We start from the raw sequence: 20,938 nt of genomic DNA, 5'->3' as shown, positions 1-20,938 counted from the left end.
CCATCTTTCAGAGTTATCACGGAGTTATCAATGTCAATCAAGGTTATCAAAGAGTTTTCTGAAAAATCCAAAAGCGATGAGGGCTTGAAAGAAAAGCTGAAAGCCTGTCTCAAAATCAAGGAGCTATTGTTATTGGGTAAGGAATACGGGTTCGAAATCGATGAAGTGGAATTGTACCCACCCAACGAACCGCAATTTGTTGAAGAACAGCTTTCAGAAAAACTTGCCAAAGCTCTGCTCAGAGTTTAACGATTGAGTGCCATCCTGCCTCTCGGCGGGGTGGCACCGTTATCGGTAAGGCGTAAAACGGCAGCGGGTAAATTCTAAAAACGACTCGACAACGGTAAACTAAACGTTTGCGGCTATCGAGGAGTTTTCAAACATGTTCAATGCTATCCACGCTCCCCAACTGATGGGGATACTCAATGTCACTCCCGATAGTTTTTCCGATGGCGGCAAATTTACTGGCGTGGCGGCAGCGATAGCTCAAGCTGAAAAAATGATCGCTGAAGGCGCCGATATTATCGATGTCGGCGGTGAGTCGACGCGGCCTGGCTCCGATCCCGTTATGGCGGATGAGCAAATTCGCCGGGTGGTGCCGGTGATTAGCGCGATCCGTGCGAACAATCCCCAAGTTCAAATCAGTATAGATACCACCTTAAGCCAGGTTGCAGCAGCAGCGGTGACGGCGGGGGCGAGTATCATCAACGATGTCTCGGCCGGCCAAGGCGACCCTAAGATGTTGGCTTTTGCGGCAACAACGCAAGTTCCGATCATCCTGATGCATATGCAGGGCACGCCCAAAACCATGCAAGATAGGCCGCATTACGACGACGTGTTGACCGAGGTACTCACTGCTTTGCAACAACGCATTTCAGAAGCATTAGCGGCAGGCGTGTTGCCGGAAAACATCGCGATAGATCCAGGGATCGGTTTTGGCAAAGGCAAACAGGACAATATCGATCTGTTGGCGCATTTATCCCGCTTCGTCGACTTGGGTTATCCCGTGTTATTGGGAACCAGCCGCAAGCGCTTCATGGGTAGCATCTGCAATGTCAGCGAACCCGCAGAGTTGGTTACCGCGACAGCCGTGACCACGGCGTTAGGGGTGATGGCGGGAGTACAAATATTTCGGGTTCATGATGTTAAAGCCAACCGGCAGGCAGCGGATGTGGCGTGGGCCATCAAGCAGGCACAGTGACCGATCTCCATCCGCGGCTACAGAAATTGCAGGCTAAATTGGCGGTATCGCCGCTGACTAAGATCAACGACCCGGAATTAGCGGACCGGCAGGTGGAATTGTGGATCAAGCGCGATGACTTGCTACATCCGATTATCTCAGGCAATAAATGGCGTAAGCTCAAATACATCGTCAACCATGCCTTGTTGGGCGGCGCAGATACCATCGTCAGCATGGGCGGCCCCTATTCCAATCATTTACACGCCTTGGCTTTTACCGGTAAAGCCTTGGGGCTGAAAACCATAGGCTATATTCGCGGCGAGCGGCCTGCGCAACTTAATGCCACGCTGCATGATCTGCTTGATTGGGGCATGGAGCTGCGTTTTGTGTCGCGTAGCGACTACAGGCAATTGCGCGACTACAAAGGTCACGACAACTTACCTGAACTGCAGGCCGGCCAATATTGGTTGCCGGAAGGCGGATCCACAGACTTGGCTTTGCAAGGCGTTGCCGAGCTGGTCGATGAAATTGACGTCGGCTTTGATACGCTGGCCGTTGCCTGCGGCACGGGCACCACTTTGGCAGGTTCGCTTACCTCGCCGCTAACTCAACAGGCTATCGGTGTGGCAGCGCTGAAGGGTGGCGACTTTCTAATCGACGATGTCGAGCAATTGCTGAATAAACAGGGAATGAACAGTCATGCGGACTGGCGAATTTTAGTGGATTACCATTTCGGCGGTTTCGCCAAAACGACGCCGGCTTTGTTGGCGTTTATGCAGGATTTTCAACGGCAACACGGTATCGAGCTGGAACCGATCTACACCGGAAAATTGCTGTTTGCGCTCTACGATTTAATCCGGAAGGGGTATTTCCCGGCTGGGCAGCGGATAGTGGCAATCCATACCGGCGGTTTGCAAGGCAAGCGCAACTAGCATTCCTGGTGGTTTTACCGGTTAAAAATCAAATAGATATTGAGTCATTACTCAAAATGGTGATAATAACCGCGGCCTAAAAAATAATAACAAGGTGGCACCGTGGTTGCGCAGATCATTTCATTCCCCGAGCAAAAAAGTAGCAATAAACTGGCGGTGTCTTTCCGCTTTTTACTTAGTTTGTATGCCATTGTGCCGCTGTGTTTATTGGTTCTTTGGCTAGACGAATTCGGCTTCAATTTCGCATTACGCGATATGCTGCCCAGTAGCCCGACCCATTTTTTGTTGTTTCAAATTTTGTTCGGTACCCCGCATATCGTTGCCAGCAATCTATTGTTGCTTAGTCACGACGAATATCTGCATGCTTTCAAAAATAAATTAATTGCGATGACTTTGTTCATCATGGTTTTTTTCGGTATCGGCAGCCTGTTTATTCCTTATCGCGCGTTATACATTATTACTGCCTGCTGGACGGTCTACCACGTGTTGAAACAACAGCATGGTATCGCCAAAGCCGCGTGCCGCTTGCCGGGCTGGGCGTTTTACCTGCAACTGTGGCTCAGCGTCGGTGCCGGTATCTTCATTTACATGGGGATTTTTCTGAAAAACAGCCTGGAGCCGGAACAAGCCGCCCAAGTGTTGCAAATTGCCAGCGTGCTGACGACGGCTTTGGTTATCAGCACGGTGTTTTGCCAACGCTACGTGCCCAGCCGCTTGGGTATCTATTTTCTGTGGGCCAATACTTTGCTGGTCGCCAGCAGTTGGTATGTTTACAGCCAGCAGTACTATTTTCTGGCGATTTTGATGCCGCGCTTGGTGCACGATATTACCGCGTATAGTTTTTACGTGACTCACGACGTGAATCGTCACGGCGAACAGCCGCAAAATAACTTGTTCCGGGCGGCAACGGCGATTCGATTACCCGTTTGGCTGGTATTGCCGCTGCTGTCGTTTGTGTTGACCTACCTGTTACAGGCTTATGGCGACGATCTGGTCAATTTATTGCTGCAAACCCTGTTTTCCACGCAAATTTATAAAGCCGTCACCTTGGGTTTTCTCGGTTATTTGGCTTTGATGCATTATTACACTGAGGCTTTCGTCTGGGCCGCCGGCTCGCCGCTAAGACGTTATATTCGCTTTAGCGGCGTCTAATCGCCTAGTGCGGCAGCGTGTAACCCACTTTAATGGTGACCTGCCAATGCGCGACCTTGCCGTTATCGATATGGCCGCGGGTTTCCACCACTTCAAACCAACGCATATTCTGGATGGTTTCGCCGGCTTTGGCGACGGCGTTCTCGATGGCTTGTTGAATACCTAGGCTGGATGAGCCGGTCAGTTCGACTTTTTGATAGACATGTTCTGGCATGTTATTTACTCCGCTTGAGGGTTGAATAAGGCTTGATAGGCGCGCGCGGCCGCTTCCGGTTCATGGTCAAATACGCCGCCTATCACCGCCAATAAGTCTGCGCCCGCCGCCAATAAAGTTCCACCGTTTTCGGGCAGAATGCCGCCGATAGCGACTATGGGCACGTTTACCGATTGTTTGGCTCGGACCAAGCTGGCAATCTCGGCGGGCGCAGCCAACGGCTTCGATCCCGACGGGAAGAAGCGGCCGAATGCGACGTAATCCGCACCGGCTGCGGCCATGTTCTGTGCTTTTTCCACATCGTTATAACACGATACCCCAATGATGGCGTCTGGACCCAACAGGCGCCGCGCTGCAGCGATTTCGCCATCGTCGCGACCTAGATGCACACCGTCAGCACCGACACTCATCGCCAACTCGACGCTGTCGTTAATCAATAGCGGAGCATCGTAAGCATGGCAAACTTTCAACAAAAGCCTCGCTAATTGCGGCGCATCCAACGGATTTTTGTCGCGGTATTGAATCACGCTTGCACCACCGCGCAAGGCCGCTTCCACGTCTTTTACGACTTGGGCAATCGTTTTGTTTTCGGGTTGGGTGATGGCGTACAAACCCTGGCGCGGAAATTTCATGTTTCCACCCAAAATAGTCGGTCGGGGTTGTATTGGCCTTGTCCCGGACGATAGGCGGCGGCCAGCGACTGCCAGGTAAATTCCTGAGCTTCGCTAACGGCGGTAAACACGTCCAGACCTTGCGCCAGCAGCGCGGCGCTGGCGCTGGCCAGCGTGCAGCCTGAGCCGTGATAGCTCTGCGGCAAACGCTCCCAGTTAAAGGTTTCATTGAGATCGTCGGGCATGTACAAGCGGTTATGCACCAGCTCCGAGCTTTCGTGGGTGCCGGTGATCAGCACGTATTTAGCGCCTTTGCCTTGCAAGAAACGGCCGCAGTCGCTCAAATCGTTTTGCCCGGATAGGCGGCGGGCTTCCTCGCTGTTAGGGGTTAATAAGGTGGTCAACGGCAGTAGTTGCTCGACGATGACATCAATTAATTGCTGGCCGGCCAATGCGGTGCCGCCGCCGGCTGCCAGTACCGGGTCCAGTACTACCGGAACAGACGGATGTTGCCGCAAAATTCGCGCAATCGCTACAGCAACGCCGGCGTCGCCAATCAAGCCGATTTTGAACGCGGAGACTTTAAAGTCAGCCAACAAAGTCTGTGCCTGGCTGAGAATGTCTGCGGGCTGTTGCGGAATCAGCGTCTTGACGTTGCGGCTGTCCTGTTCGGTTAACGCCGTAATCACACTAGCCGCATGGCATTGGTGGCTATTTATGGCCTCAATGTCGGCTTGCACACCGGCGCCACCGCTGGGATCGTGGCCGGAAAAACACAGCACCACCGGGTGATTGCGGTTCATAGCTCATCTCCCGCCAGTAATTTCAGAAATTCCTGCTCTGTAATAACGCTGACGCCTTTCTCGCGAGCGGCGTTGGTTTTATTGGCGCCGACATTGTCGCCAGCGACCAGATAGTCGGTTTTCGCCGACACCGAGCTACCGACTTTAGCGCCTTTGGCTTTGGCCTGCTTGCTCAAGTCGTCGCGGCTGCCGCTGTGTAGGGTGCCGGTGAACACCAAGGTTTTGCCGGCTAGCGGATGGGCGTTGTCGGTAGCTTGGTTTTGCGTTGGTATCAGAGTAAAACCCAGTGACATTAGGCTATCGAACAAGGGTTTGATTTTGCCAAAGCCTTCAGTGATTACCGCGGCGGTTTTTTCCGCAAAGCCCTCGATAGCGACGATGTCCGCTTCGCTGAGATTGAAAATATCCGGCAACGCATAATGCGCCAACAGCCGTTCGCAGTTGCCCAAGCCCATTCGAAATACGCCGAACGCGGACAGAAAGCGCCAGTCTTCGATGGCTTCGTTGCGGCTACGCACTAATTGATCGACCAGGTTTTGCGATTGCTTGGGACCGAAGCCCATGCTTTCGAATTCTGCGGTGGTTAAGGCGTAGATTTTGTCGACGCTTCGGATTTCGTTTTCGTAAAGCTTTTTGATGGTGGCAGCGCCGAAGCCGTCGTTGTTTTTTAGCACCCGGAAGAAATGTTCCATGCTGTTGCTGATTTGCGCCGGGCATTCCATGTTGTTGGGACAGACTAAATAATCGTTGTCCCAAATCAATTCGTGGCCGCAGCTGGGGCAGGCGCTGGGTACTTGCGGTTCGGCCGGACGCAGAACTTCCTCGATTTTGGGTATCACTTCGCCGGAGCGGGCCAGGCGGATCAGCGCACCGGGGCCAATGCCTTTATCCAATACCATTTTGTAATGATGGGCGGTGGCTCTGGAGAGCAGGGCGCCGCTAAGGCGCACCGGTTCCAACTCGGCGACCGGGGTGATGCGGCCGGAGCGCGAGGTTTGCGGCGTGACGCCGATGACGGTGACTTCTGCGGTTTCCAGGTTTTCTTTGTAAGCCAGCTGCCAGCGGTGATGGTGGCGGGTGGCGCCCATCGCTTGTTTGAGTTGCTCGTCGACGATTTCCAGAATCACGCCGTCCACGTCGTAATCGAGCTTATGCCAGATGTCTTTGACGATGGTTTCGAAGTTGTCGATCAGGTCCTGCCAGACTCCCTCCCAGCAAGGCAATATAGCAAACGGATAAAACACCGCGGCATGATCGGCGATGGCGCGTTCGGCGTGCTCGTCCAGTTCCTTTTCCTTGATCACGCTGGCTTGGAAGTTACGGGCGTTGTCGAAATATTCGGCCAGATTAGCGTCGAAATAACTGCGGCTGACCACAATTTCACCGGCGCCCAGGCCTCGCGGGCCCTGATTGGCGACTTGCAAGCCGCGCTCGAATACGCGGGTGATGTCGGTGCCTTTGCGGCCGTCGCCGCGGGTATACAGCATCCGGCCGTCGTCATAGGCGGCGTAACCATCCAACTTGGGCGTGACTTTAAAAGTCAGTTCGGCAAAGTTTTTGTCCAGATCGACAGCGGCTTTTTCGATGCGGCCGGCCCAGCGTTCCACTTCTTCTCGGCTATAGGCTTTGTCGGTGGAGAGCATCACAGTTGGCAGATCGACGGTTTTACCCGCGAAAGCCGGTTCCGGCTCGACTGTGTGCAACAGCGGATGCTCGGGATGACGTCTTTTCAGTTCTGCCAGATAAACGAAGTCGTAATCGGTATCGCTGATGATCGGTTCGCCGCCGCGATACAAAGCGTTGGCAATCTCCAGGAACGTCACTAATTCACTGTCCGTCACGGTATGCAGCAAATCCGCGTGTGTGCACAATTCGCAAAAACGATTCTCACCAAGATCGTTCGAACTTAGCGTGGTCTGCAAAAGAATAGCTTTTTGACTGTCGGTAAGCATGCCGGGGATAGATGTGTCGGGTAGGGCGGCGATTATAGAGGATAATATCGCAAAAAAAAGGCGGGAGAGAGAACTCGCCCGCCGAAGCATCTATCTTTCAAGAGGATCATGTCAACGGTAGGAAATCGCGTGACATGGGCTTAATATAAAGTTTTATACGGAACAAGCGTTGATCTAGGTCAATATTTGGCGGGTTATTGAATAGCCTGTTCTTCAGCAGTATTGGTGGCGGGGTGGCAGGTTTTGCACAAGCCATGAATTTCAATGGTTTTACGCTGCGGTACGAAGCCGGCATCGCCAAGTTCTTTAGATAAGGCGCTGAGTACCGAAGGCGCGGCGCGCTCCTGAACCGTATGGCAGGCGGTGCAGATTAACAGTAGTTGATCGTGTTGAGTGCCGGAGCAGTGGCAGCCGACGAATGCATTTAAACTCTCTACCCGATGAATCAGGCCTTGTTCCAACAGAAAATCCAAGGCCCGGTAGACTGTCGAGGGTTTTGCGGCGTCGTTTACCGGCCTGATTTGATCCAGCAAGTCGTAGGCTTTAACGGCCTTATGACTGTTCCAGATCAGCTCCAAAATCTTATGGCGGATGGGGGTCAGTTGTACGCCGCGCGTCAAGCAAAGTTGTTCGGCTACACTTATCGCCCTGTGGATGCATACGTTATGGTCATGCTCTGGTGCCGGAAAAGTTGCTTGGTCGGTCATTTTACAAAGGGTGATTGGGTTCATTCATTTTGTGGATGCGGTAAGTTATAGTGCCAGCATAAACAACCCATTTCAAATCGGATTACCAAATAAATTTTGTGTGTTTTTAAGGCGCGCGGTTAAGCGCCATAGTATGGTTGTTTGGCGGTTTCTCGGCGGACTTTTGCGAGCGGCTATAAGTAATTTTGAGGCAATAAATGAGAAGGATTACATTCCTGGTTTATGCAGTGCTATGGATTTTGTTGATTAGCCTGAACCTTTACCAGCAAGTCACGGATACCAAACAGTACGCGCAAAAAATTGCCACGCGCCAAGCCGAGATGTTTTTCGATCATATCGTCTTGATCAGAAAATGGAATGCGTTGCACGGCGGCGTTTACGTGCCTATCACCGAGAGTACTCAGCCCAATCCTTACCTGGAAGTTCCTCATCGCGATGTAGAGACCACCGATGGCAAGCACCTGACTTTAATTAATCCAGCTTATATGACTCGGCAGCTCTCGGAAATGGGTGACGAATCGGATATTGCCTTTCATATTACCGGTTTTAATCCGATTCGCCCGGAAAATCGGCCGGACCAATGGGAAGCAGAGGCATTGTTGGCGTTCCAGCAAGGTCAAAAAAGTGTGAGCAGTATCGGCACTATCAACGGGCAATCTTTTTATCGTTACATGGCGCCACTGCATGTCGATCAAAGTTGCCTCGTTTGCCATCAGCGGCAAGGCTATAAAGAGGGCGATATTCGCGGCGGTATTAGTGTCAGTATTCCCAGTGCCAGTATCGATGCTTTTGTGAGCGAGCGTCTGGAGCATTTGACAATCACCCATGCAATTGTGGCAGTTATCGGTTTGATCGTATTGCTGTTGTCTTATTTGGCGCAAGCCAGACTAAGCCTGCGCCTGGATAAAGCCAAAAGCCGTATGCAACTGGCGTATCTGGATTCGTTGACCTTGCTACCCAATCGCCGTTACTACGATGCCTTTGTAAAAAGGGAATGGAAGCGCGCCTTGCGGCATAAGTATCCTATCTCGATGATCATGATAGACATCGATTTCTTCAAGCTATACAACGACAATCTCGGACATATCGAGGGCGATCATTGTTTGCGGCAAGTGGCTAAAACCTTGAAGCGTTTCTTTAGAAGGCCGGGCGATTTGATTGCACGTTACGGTGGCGAAGAGTTTTGCGTGGTCGCGGCTTGTGATGCCGAACAAATCATGGTGTTGGCCGAAATTCTGCGTAAAGCCGTGGAGAATATGCGTCTGCCGCATCCGGCTTCCAAAATTTCCGAATTTGTGACTATCAGTCTTGGCGTTGCCAGTATCGTTCCGAGTGACGACCTGTCTTTCGAAAGCCTGCTGCACGCTGCGGATCAGGCGCTATACGATGCCAAGGCCACTGGTAGAAACCGGGTTGGCAAACGCCGGGTTTGAAACGATGAAGGGCCGGTGTTTGACCGGCCCTTGCCATGTCAGTTACGAATGTTTTTCCAATAGTTTGGCATGAGCCGCTGCCAAGCGAGCCACGGGAATGCGCGGCGCGGAACACGATACATAGTTCAAGCCTAGGTCGTGAACGAATTTAATCGAACGCGGATGGCCGCCGTGTTCGCCGCAAATGCCTATTTTCAAATCCGGGCGCTGCTGACGACCCAGTTCCACGGCCATTTTCATCAGTTTGCCCAAGCCCTCAATATCCAGCGTTTCGAAGGGGTTGTCTTCCAGCAGGCCTGATTCTTCGTACAGCGGTAAGAATTTGTTCTCGGCATCCTCACGGGAGAACGAGAACGTGGCTTGGGTTAAATCGTTGGTGCCGAATGAAAAGAAAGCAGCAGTCGCGGCCAGACGGTCGGCACGGGTACATGCCCGCACCGTTTCAATCATTGTGCCGAACTTGAAGTTGAGCTTGAGTTTGTATTGCGCTTCCACTTCGGCTTGAATCTCGTCCACGTAAGTCTTAACGGTTTTCAGCTCCTGTGCGGTGATCACCTGCGGCACCATGATTTCCGGTTCGACCGGAATCCGCTGTTTCACGCACAATGCCGCCGCTTCCAGAATTGAGCGGATCTGCATTTTGTAGATTTCCGGATAGCTCATGCCCAGCCTGACGCCGCGATGACCCAGCATTGGGTTAACTTCGTACAGCTCCAGCACTTTATCCAGCATCATTTGTTTTTTGCTGATCGCTTCCAAAATCACGTCTTCGTTCAGCATATTGAACGGTGCCGGCATTTCCGCCGGGTGCGCCAGCGTATCCAGCGTGACCCGTTGGCCTTTGACGATGGTCAGGTAGTGTTTCAGCGCATCCAACTCGTCGATCAGTTGATGCTCGTTAGGCAAAAACTCGTGCATAGGCGGATCCAGCAAGCGCACGGTAACCGGGTGCGGTGACATGGCTTCGAACAACTGTTGGAAGTCGTCGCGTTGAATCGGGAACAGTTTGGCTAAAGCCGCCTCGCGTTCTTCGGTGTTGTGCGCCAGAATCATGTCTACCACTAAGGGTAAACGGTCGGCGGCATTAAACATGCGTTCGGTACGGCACAAACCGACACCTTTGGCGCCGTAGCTGACCGCCAGTCTCGCGGTTTCCGGCGTGTCGACATTAGCATGCACACGCAAGCGGGCTATGCTGTCGGCCCAGCCCAGCAAGGTTTTTAATTCCTCAGAGAATGAGGGCGGAATGGTGGGGATCCGGCCCAAATAGATATTACCGTTGCTGCCGTCTATGGTAATCAGGTCGCCTTCCTTGATATGGATGTCGCCGACGATAGCCAAGCGGGCGCGGACATCGACTTTGATGTCTTCAGCCCCAGCCACGCAGGCTTTACCCATGCCGCGCGCCACCACCGCTGCGTGCGAGGTTTTGCCGCCGCGGCTGGTCAAGATGCCTTGTGCAGCGAAAAAGCCGTGGATGTCTTCCGGTTTGGTTTCTTCGCGTAGCAAAATCAAATCTTGGCCGGTTTTACCCAAGCGAACTGCCGTGTCGGCATCGAATACGCAATGGCCGCACGCGGCGCCGGGCGAAGCCGGCAGGCCTTGGGCAATGGCTTTAACTTCGTGATTGGGAGCTAATTGCGGATGCAGCAATTGTTCCAGCATGTCGGGATTGATCCGTAGCAGCGCTTGTTCTTTGCTGATCAAGCCCTCCGCCACCATATCGATGGAGGTTTTCACCATCGCGGTCGCGTTCATTTTGCCGTTTCGGGTTTGCAAACAATACAGAATGCCGCGCTCTATGGTGTACTCGTAATCTTGCACTTCGTGATAATGCGCTTCCAGTTTATTACGCAGTTCCACGAGTTGTCGATATTGCTCCGGCATTTCCTTGGCCATTTCATGGACCGGTTTGGGGGTGCGAATACCGGCGACCACGTCTTCGCCTTGGGCGTTAACCAAGTATTCGCCGTACATCTCGTTGACACCGGTGCCGGGATTACGGGTGAAACCGACGCCGGTGGCGCAGTCGTCGCCCATATTGCCGAATACCATGGTGACGATATTGACGGCGGTGCCGTTGGCAATGTCCGGGGTGATGTGAAACTCGCGGCGGTAATCGACGGCACGTTTTCCCAGCCAGGAGTTGAATACCGCACGAATGGCAATTTCCAGTTGCTGGTAAACGTCTTCCGGAAATGGCCGGCCGGTTTCTTCATGGACCACGGTCAGAAACAGTTCACTGATTTCTTGCAGTTGGTCGGCAGTCAACGCCACGTCGGCTTTGATGCCGGCCGCACGCTTAACGTTGTTGAAATGGACGTCGAATTTTTCGTCGTCGATACCCAGCGCTACCTTGCCGAATAATTGGATGAAGCGGCGATAGGCATCGTAAGCAAAGCGTGGGTCGTCGGTCATTTCGATCAAGCCGGCCAGGGTTTGCTTGTTCAAGCCCAAGTTCAGAATGGTGTCCATCATGCCCGGCATCGAGATGGCCGAGCCGGAACGTACCGAAACCAGTAGCGGGTCGTTGGCGCCGCCAAACGATTTACCGCTCAGTTGCTCGATTTCGGCAATTTGCTGACGAACTTCATCCATCAGATCGACGGGTAACTGTTTGTTTTCCAGGTAAGTCAGACAGGTTTGGGTGGTGATGACAAAGCCAGGCGGTACGTTAAAGCCCATTTGCGTCATTTCGCACAGGTTTGCGCCTTTGCCGCCCAGTAATGCCTTGTTTTTGCCGTCGCCCGTATTGAATGAATAGCTGTATTTTGGAGTCATTATGGCCTTGTCGAAGTGTTGAAGTTAAATGATGGCTGCGGGAAACGCCTTGAGTAGCTTGTCGGCGTCTCGTGATGCCGGGTATTGCGGTTAGAATACCCCACTTTTTACCTATTTTTTTGAGTCATTACAAGTTACGCGCCATGGATAAATTTGATGTCATCATCGTCGGAGCCGGCGCGTCCGGCTTAATGTGCGCTATCGAAGCCGCCAAGCGCGGCCGGCGGGTGAAGATAGTGGAACATGCCAACAAGCCGGGCAAAAAGATTCTGATGTCCGGTGGTGGCCGTTGCAATTTCACTAACTACAGCATAGCCCCGGAAAATTACATTTCCAATAATCCGCATTTCTGCAAGTCGGCGCTCAGCCGCTTCACGCAGTGGGATTTTTTGAGTTTTGTGCAGCGCCACCAAATACCGTTTCACGAACGCCTGCACGGGCAATTGTTTTGCGATAACAGCGCCAAGGATATTCTGGATGCGCTGTTAAAAGAATGCGGCCAAGCCGGCGTGACGCTGGCGTTAAATTGTCGGGTAGAGCGATTGGAGAAACGCGGCGACGGCGATTTTTTACTGCACACTAGCAGCGGTGCGATGTCTGCATCAGCCTTGGTCATTGCCAGCGGCGGCTTATCGATACCGAAAATGGGCGCCACGCCGTTTGGTTATAAAGTCGCGGAACAATTCGGCATCAAAGTTTGGCCGACCCGAGCCGGTTTGGTGCCGTTAACGCTGCAACCAGGCGATTCAGAGCGCTTTACTCCGCTGACCGGCATCGCGGTGCCGTGTCGGGTCAGCAATCAACAGCAGTCGTTTAAAGAAAATATTTTATTCACCCATCGCGGTTTAAGCGGGCCGGCCATCCTGCAAATCTCCTCGTATTGGCATCCCGGCGAAGCGCTGCATGTAGACTTATTGCCGGATATGGATCTGGCGGAGACATTGAAAGAAAAGCGGCGGCAAGGCAGCAAATTAAAAATCCAAAATTTACTGGCCGACTACTTACCCAAACGCTTGTTACAAGCCTTATTGGACGAGCGGCAGTTGGATATAACCGTTGCCAATTGCGCGGACAAAGATCTGAACGTGATCGCGGAAAATCTGCACCACTGGACGATCAAGCCGAATGCTACCGAAGGCTATCGTACCGCCGAGGTAACCGTCGGTGGCGTGGATTGCGATGCGATTTCCTCGAAAACCATGCAGAGCTTGCAAGTGTCGGGGTTGTATTTTGTTGGGGAAGTGTTGGATGTCACGGGGTGGTTGGGGGGGTATAACTTTCAATGGGCTTGGGCTTCGGGGTGGTGTGCGGGGCAGTATGTTTGAGGGTAGCAGTACAATCAATTCAGTTTTTCCAGCAAAGCCGGCTTTACCAAGTCAAGCCAATCCAGAATTCGGGTTTTGGTCAGCTCGGGTTGGTTGTGGTGATCCAGCACCAAGCCGACAAATTTGCCATCGACTACCGAACTGGAGTGGGTAAAGTGATAGCCATCCGTGCTCCAGGCGCCGGTCACCTCGGCACCATAAGACCGAACGTGGTGATACAAATGAATTAATGAGCTGGCAAAGCGCGCGTAGTATTTTTGTTGGTTACCCAAACCAAACAGGGCAACCCGCTTTCCGGATAAATCCGCCTCATCCAGGCGGAATAAAAACTCTTCCCAGTTGCCTTCTTCGCTGCCGGTGGTTCTGCCGGGTATTTCGCCGACGCCGTAACTGGGCATTCCCAAAATCAAGGCTTTGTAACCAAGCAGTTCCGTTACTGTTGCTTGATTAACATTCACCGGTTCGCTGGCAATTTCGTCGCCCAAAACTCGGTACATGACCTGCGCCATCATCGCTGTCATACCTTTCTCGGTGCCGTAGAAAATTCCAATCTTGTTCATAGTTAAATCTCCATCGAATTGTCTACAAGCAGCAAAGCAAAATTTAAACCATCAGTAATCTTGGGTTCTGAGTTCTCGCTAAGTCGGTAACTTCAACGCTTTGCGGTAGACTGCCCAGTGGAAAGGGGCGAAACAGTGACTAACGTATTTGGTTATCTTTGTAACAATGAAACAGACACTCTGTCCGTTGCTTACAAAATCTGACAGAAATGTTGCTGTGTTTGGCTGATGCATAACGCTTTTTCTGAATTAGACGGTTTTTTATCAACCAGCCGAACAATGGCTTGAACCTTTCTGGGTATAGGCGGTAATCATTAATGGCTTAATCTTGAAATGGTTCATGGCACAAGCGGTTGGCCTAATCACATTCGCTGTGTGATAATCGAATTCAACTGCTAAGCTTCTGCTAACAGAAAACTGAGGAAACCATGTCAAACGATACTTTACTGGTCAGGCACAACGCCACCGGAAAAGAAGTTGAATATCCGTTGTTGAAGGGGTCTTTGGGTGCAGATACTGTCGATATTCGCTCTTTAAACAAAGATCTTGGGTGTTTTACTTACGATCCGGGCTTTATTGCCACGGCTGCTTGCAAAAGCAAAATTACATACATTGATGGTGATAACGGGATTTTGTTGTATCGCGGTTATCCCATCGAGCAATTAGCGGAAAACTGCGAATTTACTGAAGTTGCCTATTTGCTGATGAATGGCGAACTGCCCAATGCGGAGCAGTTGCGTGATTTTAATGAGGAAGTCAGCGATAGGGCCATCATCCATGAAGCTTTGCGCAAATTTTTTGATGGTTTCCATTACGATGCCCATCCTATGGCGATGTTGGTGGGGGTGGTGGGGTCCTTGTCGGCGTTTTATCACAGTGATTTGAACATTAAAGATCCTGCCAGTCGCATGATCTGCGCGACCCGGCTAATAGGCAAGATGCCCACCATTGCCGCAGCGTCATACCGGCATTCCATCGGTCGACCTTTTGTTTACCCCCGTATGGATCTGAGTTATTGCGAGAACTTCCTGAATATGATGTTCTCTCGTTCCTCGCAAAACTATATCGATCAAGAACATTACATCGATCCCAATCTGGTCCAAGCGCTGAATCTGTTGTTTATTCTGCATGCCGACCACGAGCAAAATGCCAGTACCTCGACGGTGCGCATGGCGGGCAGTACCGGCGCCAATCCTTATGCCTGCGTGGCAGCCGGCATAGCGGCATTGTGGGGACCGGCTCACGGCGGCGCCAACGAAGCGGTTTTGAATATGTTGGCGCAAATCGGTAGCGTCGAAAACGTCCCCAAATATATCGCCAAAGCCAAGGATCACGACGACCCGTTCCGTTTAATGGGCTTTGGGCACCGGGTTTATAAAAACTTCGATCCGCGCGCTACCATCATCCGCAAAACCTGCTACGAGGTGTTGAGCAGAACCAACACCAACGATCCTCTGTTTGAACTGGCCTTGGCCTTGGAAGAATATGCGTTGAAAGACGAGTATTTCATCGAGAAAAAACTCTACCCCAATGTCGATTTCTATTCCGGCATTATCTATAAAGCCCTGCACATCCCCGTCGAAATGTTCACTGTGATGTTTGCGATAGCCCGAACCGCCGGCTGGATTTCACATTGGCTGGAGATGATGGAAGAGCCGGCTACGCCGATCAGCAGGCCGAGACAGTTATACGTCGGGCCCCCGCTCCGTGACTATACCGCTGTGAATAATCGCTAAATTATGCAGAAAATCGACATGAAGTCAGCACAAACCAATACGCAAGAACCGCCTGAGAACGCCAAGACAGAAGCCGAGAAGACGCCGTCTGCGGAGCAAGATCCTGCCATTCCGACAGAAATTAATGGCCCGAAAGGGCCGGAGCCTACTCGCTTTGGCGATTGGGAACGCAAAGGCCGTTGCGTCGATTTCTAACAAAAAATTATTTTTCAACTTTAAATACAGGGTAAATCATGTCAGCAAACAGACCACTTTCGCCCCATCTGCAAGTTTATCGATTGCCCTTAACCGGCTTGGTGTCAATCACCCACCGCATGACCGGGGTGTTCCTTTCCATGGGCCTGGTGCTATTTGTCTATGTGCTGTTCGCCATTGCCGCTGGTGAAGGTGCGTATGTCGCCATGCAGGCCTTTATGTCCTACTGGTTGTTTAAACTGGTGTATTGGGGCTTTATTTATGCGTTATTTTTTCATTTGGTGCACGGTATTCGCCATCTGATTTGGGATTTTTGTAAAACCTTCGAACGCATGACACTGGACAAATATGCAGTTTACGAACTGATTGCTTCGGCGTCGTTGACATTGATTACCTTTGTGGTTTCTTAAAGGAGGGCTGGTTATGGATTACAAAGCAACATTGGAAAAAGCCGCTGATTTTTTCTCGGTACATAGCGGCTCGGGTCATTTCTGGTATCAGCGCGTCACCGCTGTGGCCTTGGTGCCATTGTCTATTTGGTTGATTGTGCTACTAAACAAGGCTCTAAATGCACCGTATGCGGATACCGTGGATTGGTTGTCTTCACCATTTAACACCCTGGCGATTATCGCCTGGACCGTGGCAGTGGTTTATCACGCCGCGTTGGGTGTGCAGGTGGTGATCGAAGATTATGTGTCGACTATTCCGGTAAGAAACTTGGCAATACGTGCCACCAATCTGATTTTTTTAGTTTTGGGTGTCGCGGCATTACTCGCGATTATCATCATCTTTTTCGCAAGGTAACTCATGGCCTCAGCATATAACATCATCGAACACCAACATGACGTTGTGGTGGTTGGCGCCGGCGGGGCCGGTTTGCGGGCTACTTTTGGTATGGTGGAAAAAGGTCTGAAAACCGCCTGTATCAGTAAAGTGTTTCCTACCCGCAGTCACACCGTCGCAGCACAGGGTGGTATCAGCGCCGCGCTCGGCAATATGGGTGAGGATGACTGGCGTTTTCACATGTATGACACCGTAAAAGGTTCGGATTGGCTGGGCGATCAGGATGCGATCGAGTACATGTGCCGGGAAGCGATTCCTGCCATCATCGAGTTGGAACATTACGGCGTACCGTTTTCCAGGACCGCAGAAGGTAAAATTTACCAGCGGGCTTTTGGTGGTATGTCTACGCATTTCGGTAAAGGCCAGGCGCAAAGAACCTGCGCAGCAGCCGACGTAACCGGTCATGCCATTTTGCATACCCTGTACCAACAGGCTTTAAAACACAAAGCTGAATTCTTCGTCGAGTACATCGCGTTGGATTTGATCATGGAAGAGGGCGAGTGCCGCGGCGTCCTGGCCTGGTGCCTGGATGACGGTTCCATTCACCTGTTTCGCGGCCATCAAACGGTAATGGCAACCGGTGGCTACGGTCGTACCTTTCTATCGTGCACCTCGGCGCACACGGTTACCGGCGACGGCAATGGCATGATCTTGAGAGCGGGTTTGCCTTTACAAGATATGGAGTTCGTGCAATTCCATCCAACCGGTATTTATGGTTCCGGTTGTTTGATGACCGAAGGCGCGCGCGGTGAGGGGGGGTATTTGACCAACTCAGAAGGCGAGCACTTCATGGCGCGTTACGCCCCGCATGCTAAAGACTTGGCGTCTCGCGACGTAGTGAGCCGGGCGATTACGGTCGAGATTAACGAAGGACGCGGCATCGGTCCTAAGAAAGACCATGTGCATTTACATCTAGAGCATCTAGATCCGGCTATCATCCATGAACGCTTGCCCGGCATCACCGAAACCGCCCGAATTTTTGCCGGTGTCGATGCGACGAAACAACCGATTCCGGTTTTACCGACCGTGCATTACAACATGGGCGGCATTCCCACCAACTACAAGGCCGAAGTGGTCACACTGAAAGACGGTAATCCTGATTATGTAGTACCGGGCTTGATGGCTATCGGCGAAACCGCCTGCGTTTCGGTGCATGGCGCCAATCGTTTAGGCTCTAACTCCTTGTTGGATTTAGTGGTATTTGGGCGGGCGGCGGCGATTCGTTGCACAGAGCTGATCAAGCCGGGCATGCCGCATAAGCAGTTGGCAAAAGACGCCACGGATCAAGCATTATCGCGTTTCGATAAAATCCGCCATGCCAACGGTAGCCGTAAAACCGCGGAAATCCGCATGGATATGCAAACGACCATGCAGTCTAAGGCGGCGGTATTCAGAACTGAGGCCACGCTAAACCAGGGTATCAAGGCCATAGGGGAGATTGCTGCATCGTTTGATGATGTCAAAGTGGGTGATAAATCGCTGATTTGGAATACTGATCTGGTGGAAACCCTGGAGCTGGATAATTTGCTCGGCCAGGCTCAGGTTACTATTACTGCTGCCGGTAATCGTCAAGAAAGTCGCGGTGGCCATGCACGCGAGGACTTCCCGAAACGCGATGACAAGAATTGGATGAAGCACACTCTGACCTGGCGGGAAGGCAATAAAGTCAAAATCGACTACCGCCCCGTCCACCTGTATACGCTTACCGACGAAGTCGAAGTCGTTGCGCCTAAAGAGAGGGTTTACTAATGGTTGAATTTACACTGCCCAAAAACTCGGTGATTAAAAAGGGTAAAACCTATAAAGCCGAGGGCGCTACCAACGTCCGCCATTTTGAAGTTTATCGCTGGGATCCGGATTCTGGGGAAAATCCGCGCATCGATACCTATGAGATCGATATGGACCAATGCGGACCGATGGTGCTGGATGCGATTCTGAAAATTAAAAATGAAATCGACAGTAGTCTGACTTTTCGCCGCTCCTGTCGCGAAGGCGTCTGCGGTTCATGCGCGATGAACATCAACGGCAAAAATACGCTGGCATGCACCAAAGCGATTAGCGACTACAAAGGCACCGTGAAAATATTCCCGTTGCCGCATATGTCCGTGGTCAAGGATTTGGTCGCGGATATGACGCATTTCTTCGAACAATATACGTCGATAAAACCCTGGTTAACTGCTGAATCAGAAGCGCCTGCCGAAACCGAACGCCTGCAAAGCAGGGAAGATCGTGCCAAACTCGACGGCCTCTACGAATGCGTACTCTGCGCATGTTGTTCAACCAGTTGCCCAAGTTATTGGTGGAATAGCGATAAATATCTCGGCCCGGCAATCCTGTTGCAAGCCTATCGTTGGTTAGCCGATAGCCGCGATGAAAACGATAAAGAACGTTTGGACGAACTCGATGAGTCGTTTAAATTGTATCGCTGCCACACCATTATGAATTGCACGGATACTTGTCCAAAAGGACTTAACCCCGCCAAGGCGATTGCCGAAATCAAGAAGCTCTTGGTGGAACGCGACCATCTGTGAGCGAAAACATCAATAAGCTGCGCTGGCGTTGCCGGCGCGGTACCCTTGAGCTGGATTTGATGCTGCTCAGGTACTTAGAACATCGTTACCTCTTCGCCGACACTACGGAACAGCAAACGTTTTTGCAAATGTTGGAACTTGAAGATACTGAACTGATGCGATACTTGATGGGTGAACAATTGCCGAGCGAAGAGAATATGAAAAGCTTGGTCTTGGTAATCAGAACTATGCCGGTTTAAGTTTTGCTAAAATCTGGCTGCAAAAGCGATGCTCCTCACCATACAAAATGATCTAACGTATTAAAAAACTTCAAATAAACTCTCCTTTACGTATCTTGCGGCAGATAAAGTCCCAAGATTGTTCAAAAGTCATTTAAAACCTATTCGGAATGAAAAAGAGCGACTTCAATTATCAGTTGCCGGAGCAACTTATTGCCCAGTATCCGCTGCCGGAACGGAGCGCCAGTCGATTGCTGCGTCTGGATAGACAAAGTGCGGCAATTGCAGACTGTCAGTTTGCCGATTTTGTCGACATGATAAGCAGCAACGATTTATTGGTTTTTAACAATACCAAAGTCATGCCTGCTCGCTTGTTCGCGCATAAGTCAAGCGGCGGTAAAGTCGAAATGTTGATCGAGCGAATCGAGGATACTTACACAGCGCTTGCTCATGTTAAAGCAAGTAAGTCGCCAAAGACCGATGCCTTGTTGAGCTTGGAGAATGGCGCGGTATGCAGGGTTATGGGTAGACATAACGATTTATTCAGGCTGCGGTTTGAAACGGAAGCCGGCTTGTTTGCGCTATTGGACGAAGTAGGGCATATTCCGCTGCCGCCCTACATTAGCCGTGTTGACGAAGCAAGTGATTTGGATCGTTATCAAACGGTATTTGCCGAGCAACTGGGTGCCGTGGCTGCACCTACAGCCGGGTTACATTTCGATCAGCCAACTATGGATCGCTTAGATCAAAAAGGCGTAGCTCGCAGTTTTGTAACTTTGCATGTCGGCAGCGGCACATTTCGTCCTGTGCGGGTCGAGGATCTATCCGAACACGTGATGCACAAGGAGTTTTATAGCATCTCGCAAGATTGTGTAGATGCAGTTAATCAGGCGAGGGCCAGGGGAGGCAGAGTTGTGGCTATAGGTACCACTGCGGTAAGAGCTTTGGAGTCAGCCTCACATAGTGGCGTATTGCAGGCTGGATGCGGTGATACTGACTTATTTATCACGCCGGGTTATTCGTTCAAATCTGTAGATGCGTTGCTGACCAACTTTCATTTGCCGGAGTCGACGTTGTTAATGTTGGTTTCGGCATTCGCCGGCTATGACTCAGTCATGAACGCTTATCGCCATGCTATTGAGCAACGCTATCGATTTTTCAGCTATGGCGATGCGATGCTGGTGATTTAAGAATTTTCTGAGCGAAGATTCTATCTGCTCCAGCATGTTGAGGCATCTAATGTTGCGCTCGCTACGGTTTTGCTGCCGGTATTGTCTATTAATAAGGTACCGCATTTGTCACTGGCTTGGGCTCCGGTCGGAACCGCGCTCAAGGTATAGCTACTAGCACTGGCGCCACTGATAGTTACCGTGTAAAAGCCGGCGGTTTCTGTTGGGATCGTATAGATCGATGGTGTCCCGGTATCGCCGGTTGATGACCCACAACCGGTTACCGCAGTTCCTCCAGCAGCGGCGTCACAAAAGGTATTGGCTTCCGTAAAACGTCGCTCCATGGCATTGGTTAGTCCGAGCAATACGCCTTTGACATCCGCTCTTCGCGATTTGCGTACACTCTCTTGATAGCCAGGTATCGCGACGCCTGCAAGTATGCCGATGATCGCCACTGTAACCATTAACTCTATAAGAGTTACGCCTTGTTGTGTTTTGTTCATTTTAATTTTGACCGGTTTGGGTTTTATCGTTTATTGAAATATGTAAGCCTGTTATCGCATATAGGTTTAATTCAGTGAATACACGCAAGTTCA

The 20,938-nt window shown here is 51.3% G+C and carries 22 protein-coding genes; 14 read left to right on the top strand and 8 right to left on the bottom strand.

Going from position 1 to position 20,938, the window contains the following annotated elements; translation table 11 throughout:
* The first annotated feature begins 30 nt into the window (after positions 1-30).
* The 4 genes from ACMXD4_RS15690 to ACMXD4_RS15675 all read left to right on the top strand — a co-directional run bounded on the left by ACMXD4_RS15690 (position 31) and on the right by ACMXD4_RS15675 (position 3,264).
* Entirely contained in the window at positions 31-249 is a 219-nt protein-coding gene (locus tag ACMXD4_RS15690; protein WP_033157401.1) for a Nif11-like leader peptide family natural product precursor, read from the top strand.
* 133 nt (positions 250-382) lie between these two features.
* Positions 383-1,201: a dihydropteroate synthase gene (gene folP, locus ACMXD4_RS15685; protein WP_415878698.1), complete on the top strand. Its 819-nt coding sequence runs from the start codon at positions 383-385 to the stop codon at positions 1,199-1,201.
* Positions 1,198-2,112: a 1-aminocyclopropane-1-carboxylate deaminase/D-cysteine desulfhydrase gene (locus ACMXD4_RS15680; RefSeq protein ID WP_415878697.1), complete on the top strand. Its 915-nt coding sequence runs from the start codon at positions 1,198-1,200 to the stop codon at positions 2,110-2,112. The genes folP and ACMXD4_RS15680 overlap by 4 nt, the downstream gene beginning before the upstream one ends.
* Before the next feature lie 102 nt (positions 2,113-2,214).
* Complete coding sequence (locus ACMXD4_RS15675; RefSeq protein WP_415878696.1) at positions 2,215-3,264, top strand: hypothetical protein; 1,050 nt, start codon at positions 2,215-2,217, stop codon at positions 3,262-3,264.
* A 4-nt stretch (positions 3,265-3,268) separates the two neighbouring features.
* On the opposite strand, the gene ACMXD4_RS15670 is transcribed toward ACMXD4_RS15675, so the two are convergent.
* From ACMXD4_RS15670 to ACMXD4_RS15650, 5 genes are all read right to left on the bottom strand, one after another.
* Complete coding sequence (locus ACMXD4_RS15670) at positions 3,269-3,478, bottom strand: dodecin (RefSeq protein ID WP_033157405.1); 210 nt, start codon at positions 3,476-3,478, stop codon at positions 3,269-3,271.
* A gap of 5 nt (positions 3,479-3,483) precedes the next feature.
* Complete coding sequence (gene thiE / locus ACMXD4_RS15665; protein ID WP_415878695.1) at positions 3,484-4,110, bottom strand: thiamine phosphate synthase; 627 nt, start codon at positions 4,108-4,110, stop codon at positions 3,484-3,486.
* Positions 4,107-4,892 carry a bifunctional hydroxymethylpyrimidine kinase/phosphomethylpyrimidine kinase gene (gene thiD, locus ACMXD4_RS15660; RefSeq protein WP_415878694.1) on the bottom strand — a complete coding sequence of 262 codons (786 nt, stop codon included), beginning with the start codon at positions 4,890-4,892 and terminating at the stop codon, positions 4,107-4,109. Before thiD ends, thiE begins: the two co-directional genes overlap by 4 nt.
* Positions 4,889-6,844, bottom strand: coding sequence for a BRCT domain-containing protein (locus ACMXD4_RS15655; RefSeq protein ID WP_415878693.1), 1,956 nt, complete (start codon positions 6,842-6,844; stop codon positions 4,889-4,891). The genes thiD and ACMXD4_RS15655 overlap by 4 nt, the downstream gene beginning before the upstream one ends.
* A 194-nt stretch (positions 6,845-7,038) precedes the next feature.
* The gene (locus tag ACMXD4_RS15650) at positions 7,039-7,551 is read right to left on the bottom strand and encodes a transcriptional repressor (RefSeq protein WP_033157409.1); all 513 of its coding nucleotides are present in this window, start codon (positions 7,549-7,551) and stop codon (positions 7,039-7,041) included.
* 197 nt (positions 7,552-7,748) lie between these two features.
* On the opposite strand from ACMXD4_RS15650, the gene ACMXD4_RS15645 reads away from it, so the two are divergent.
* A complete protein-coding gene (locus ACMXD4_RS15645; protein WP_216614699.1) occupies positions 7,749-8,984 on the top strand; it encodes a diguanylate cyclase domain-containing protein in 1,236 nt (411 codons plus the stop codon).
* Positions 8,985-9,026: 42 nt separating this feature from the next.
* On the opposite strand, the gene ppdK is transcribed toward ACMXD4_RS15645, so the two are convergent.
* Entirely contained in the window at positions 9,027-11,765 is a 2,739-nt protein-coding gene (ppdK, locus tag ACMXD4_RS15640; RefSeq protein ID WP_415878692.1) for a pyruvate, phosphate dikinase, read from the bottom strand.
* 143 nt (positions 11,766-11,908) lie between these two features.
* On the opposite strand from ppdK, the gene ACMXD4_RS15635 reads away from it, so the two are divergent.
* Positions 11,909-13,090, top strand: coding sequence for an NAD(P)/FAD-dependent oxidoreductase (locus ACMXD4_RS15635; RefSeq protein ID WP_171694751.1), 1,182 nt, complete (start codon positions 11,909-11,911; stop codon positions 13,088-13,090).
* A 14-nt stretch (positions 13,091-13,104) separates the two neighbouring features.
* Here ACMXD4_RS15635 and ACMXD4_RS15630 read toward each other — a convergent pair whose 3' ends face one another.
* Complete coding sequence (locus ACMXD4_RS15630; protein ID WP_171694752.1) at positions 13,105-13,650, bottom strand: flavodoxin; 546 nt, start codon at positions 13,648-13,650, stop codon at positions 13,105-13,107.
* Positions 13,651-14,078: 428 nt separating this feature from the next.
* Here ACMXD4_RS15630 and ACMXD4_RS15625 point away from each other — a divergent pair, with 428 nt between their 5' ends.
* The 8 genes from ACMXD4_RS15625 (at position 14,079) to queA (ending at position 20,363) form a co-directional block, all read left to right on the top strand.
* Positions 14,079-15,386 carry a citrate synthase gene (locus ACMXD4_RS15625; protein ID WP_415878691.1) on the top strand — a complete coding sequence of 436 codons (1,308 nt, stop codon included), beginning with the start codon at positions 14,079-14,081 and terminating at the stop codon, positions 15,384-15,386.
* Between the two features lie 18 nt (positions 15,387-15,404).
* Positions 15,405-15,581, top strand: coding sequence for a DUF1674 domain-containing protein (locus tag ACMXD4_RS15620; RefSeq protein ID WP_415878690.1), 177 nt, complete (start codon positions 15,405-15,407; stop codon positions 15,579-15,581).
* A 38-nt stretch (positions 15,582-15,619) separates the two neighbouring features.
* Positions 15,620-15,991 (top strand): succinate dehydrogenase, cytochrome b556 subunit, encoded by a 372-nt coding sequence (gene sdhC / locus ACMXD4_RS15615; RefSeq protein ID WP_415878689.1) that lies wholly within the window; start codon positions 15,620-15,622, stop codon positions 15,989-15,991.
* Positions 15,992-16,004: 13 nt separating this feature from the next.
* The gene (gene sdhD, locus ACMXD4_RS15610; protein WP_171694755.1) at positions 16,005-16,385 is read left to right on the top strand and encodes a succinate dehydrogenase, hydrophobic membrane anchor protein; all 381 of its coding nucleotides are present in this window, start codon (positions 16,005-16,007) and stop codon (positions 16,383-16,385) included.
* Between the two features lie 3 nt (positions 16,386-16,388).
* Positions 16,389-18,173: a succinate dehydrogenase flavoprotein subunit gene (sdhA, locus tag ACMXD4_RS15605; protein ID WP_415878688.1), complete on the top strand. Its 1,785-nt coding sequence runs from the start codon at positions 16,389-16,391 to the stop codon at positions 18,171-18,173.
* Positions 18,173-18,955 (top strand): succinate dehydrogenase iron-sulfur subunit, encoded by a 783-nt coding sequence (locus ACMXD4_RS15600; RefSeq protein WP_240348263.1) that lies wholly within the window; start codon positions 18,173-18,175, stop codon positions 18,953-18,955. Before sdhA ends, ACMXD4_RS15600 begins: the two co-directional genes overlap by 1 nt.
* Positions 18,952-19,194 (top strand): succinate dehydrogenase assembly factor 2, encoded by a 243-nt coding sequence (locus ACMXD4_RS15595; RefSeq protein WP_415878687.1) that lies wholly within the window; start codon positions 18,952-18,954, stop codon positions 19,192-19,194. The genes ACMXD4_RS15600 and ACMXD4_RS15595 overlap by 4 nt, the downstream gene beginning before the upstream one ends.
* 149 nt (positions 19,195-19,343) lie before the next feature.
* Positions 19,344-20,363 (top strand): tRNA preQ1(34) S-adenosylmethionine ribosyltransferase-isomerase QueA, encoded by a 1,020-nt coding sequence (queA, locus tag ACMXD4_RS15590; protein ID WP_415878686.1) that lies wholly within the window; start codon positions 19,344-19,346, stop codon positions 20,361-20,363.
* 20 nt (positions 20,364-20,383) lie between these two features.
* On the opposite strand, the gene ACMXD4_RS15585 is transcribed toward queA, so the two are convergent.
* A complete protein-coding gene (locus ACMXD4_RS15585; protein ID WP_084153333.1) occupies positions 20,384-20,845 on the bottom strand; it encodes a type IV pilin protein in 462 nt (153 codons plus the stop codon).
* Positions 20,846-20,938 lie beyond the last annotated feature (93 nt).

The organism is Methylomonas sp. TEB (assembly GCF_047777895.1).
Taxonomy (GTDB): domain Bacteria; phylum Pseudomonadota; class Gammaproteobacteria; order Methylococcales; family Methylomonadaceae; genus Methylomonas.
This window is presented reverse-complemented; position numbering and strand designations above follow the sequence as displayed.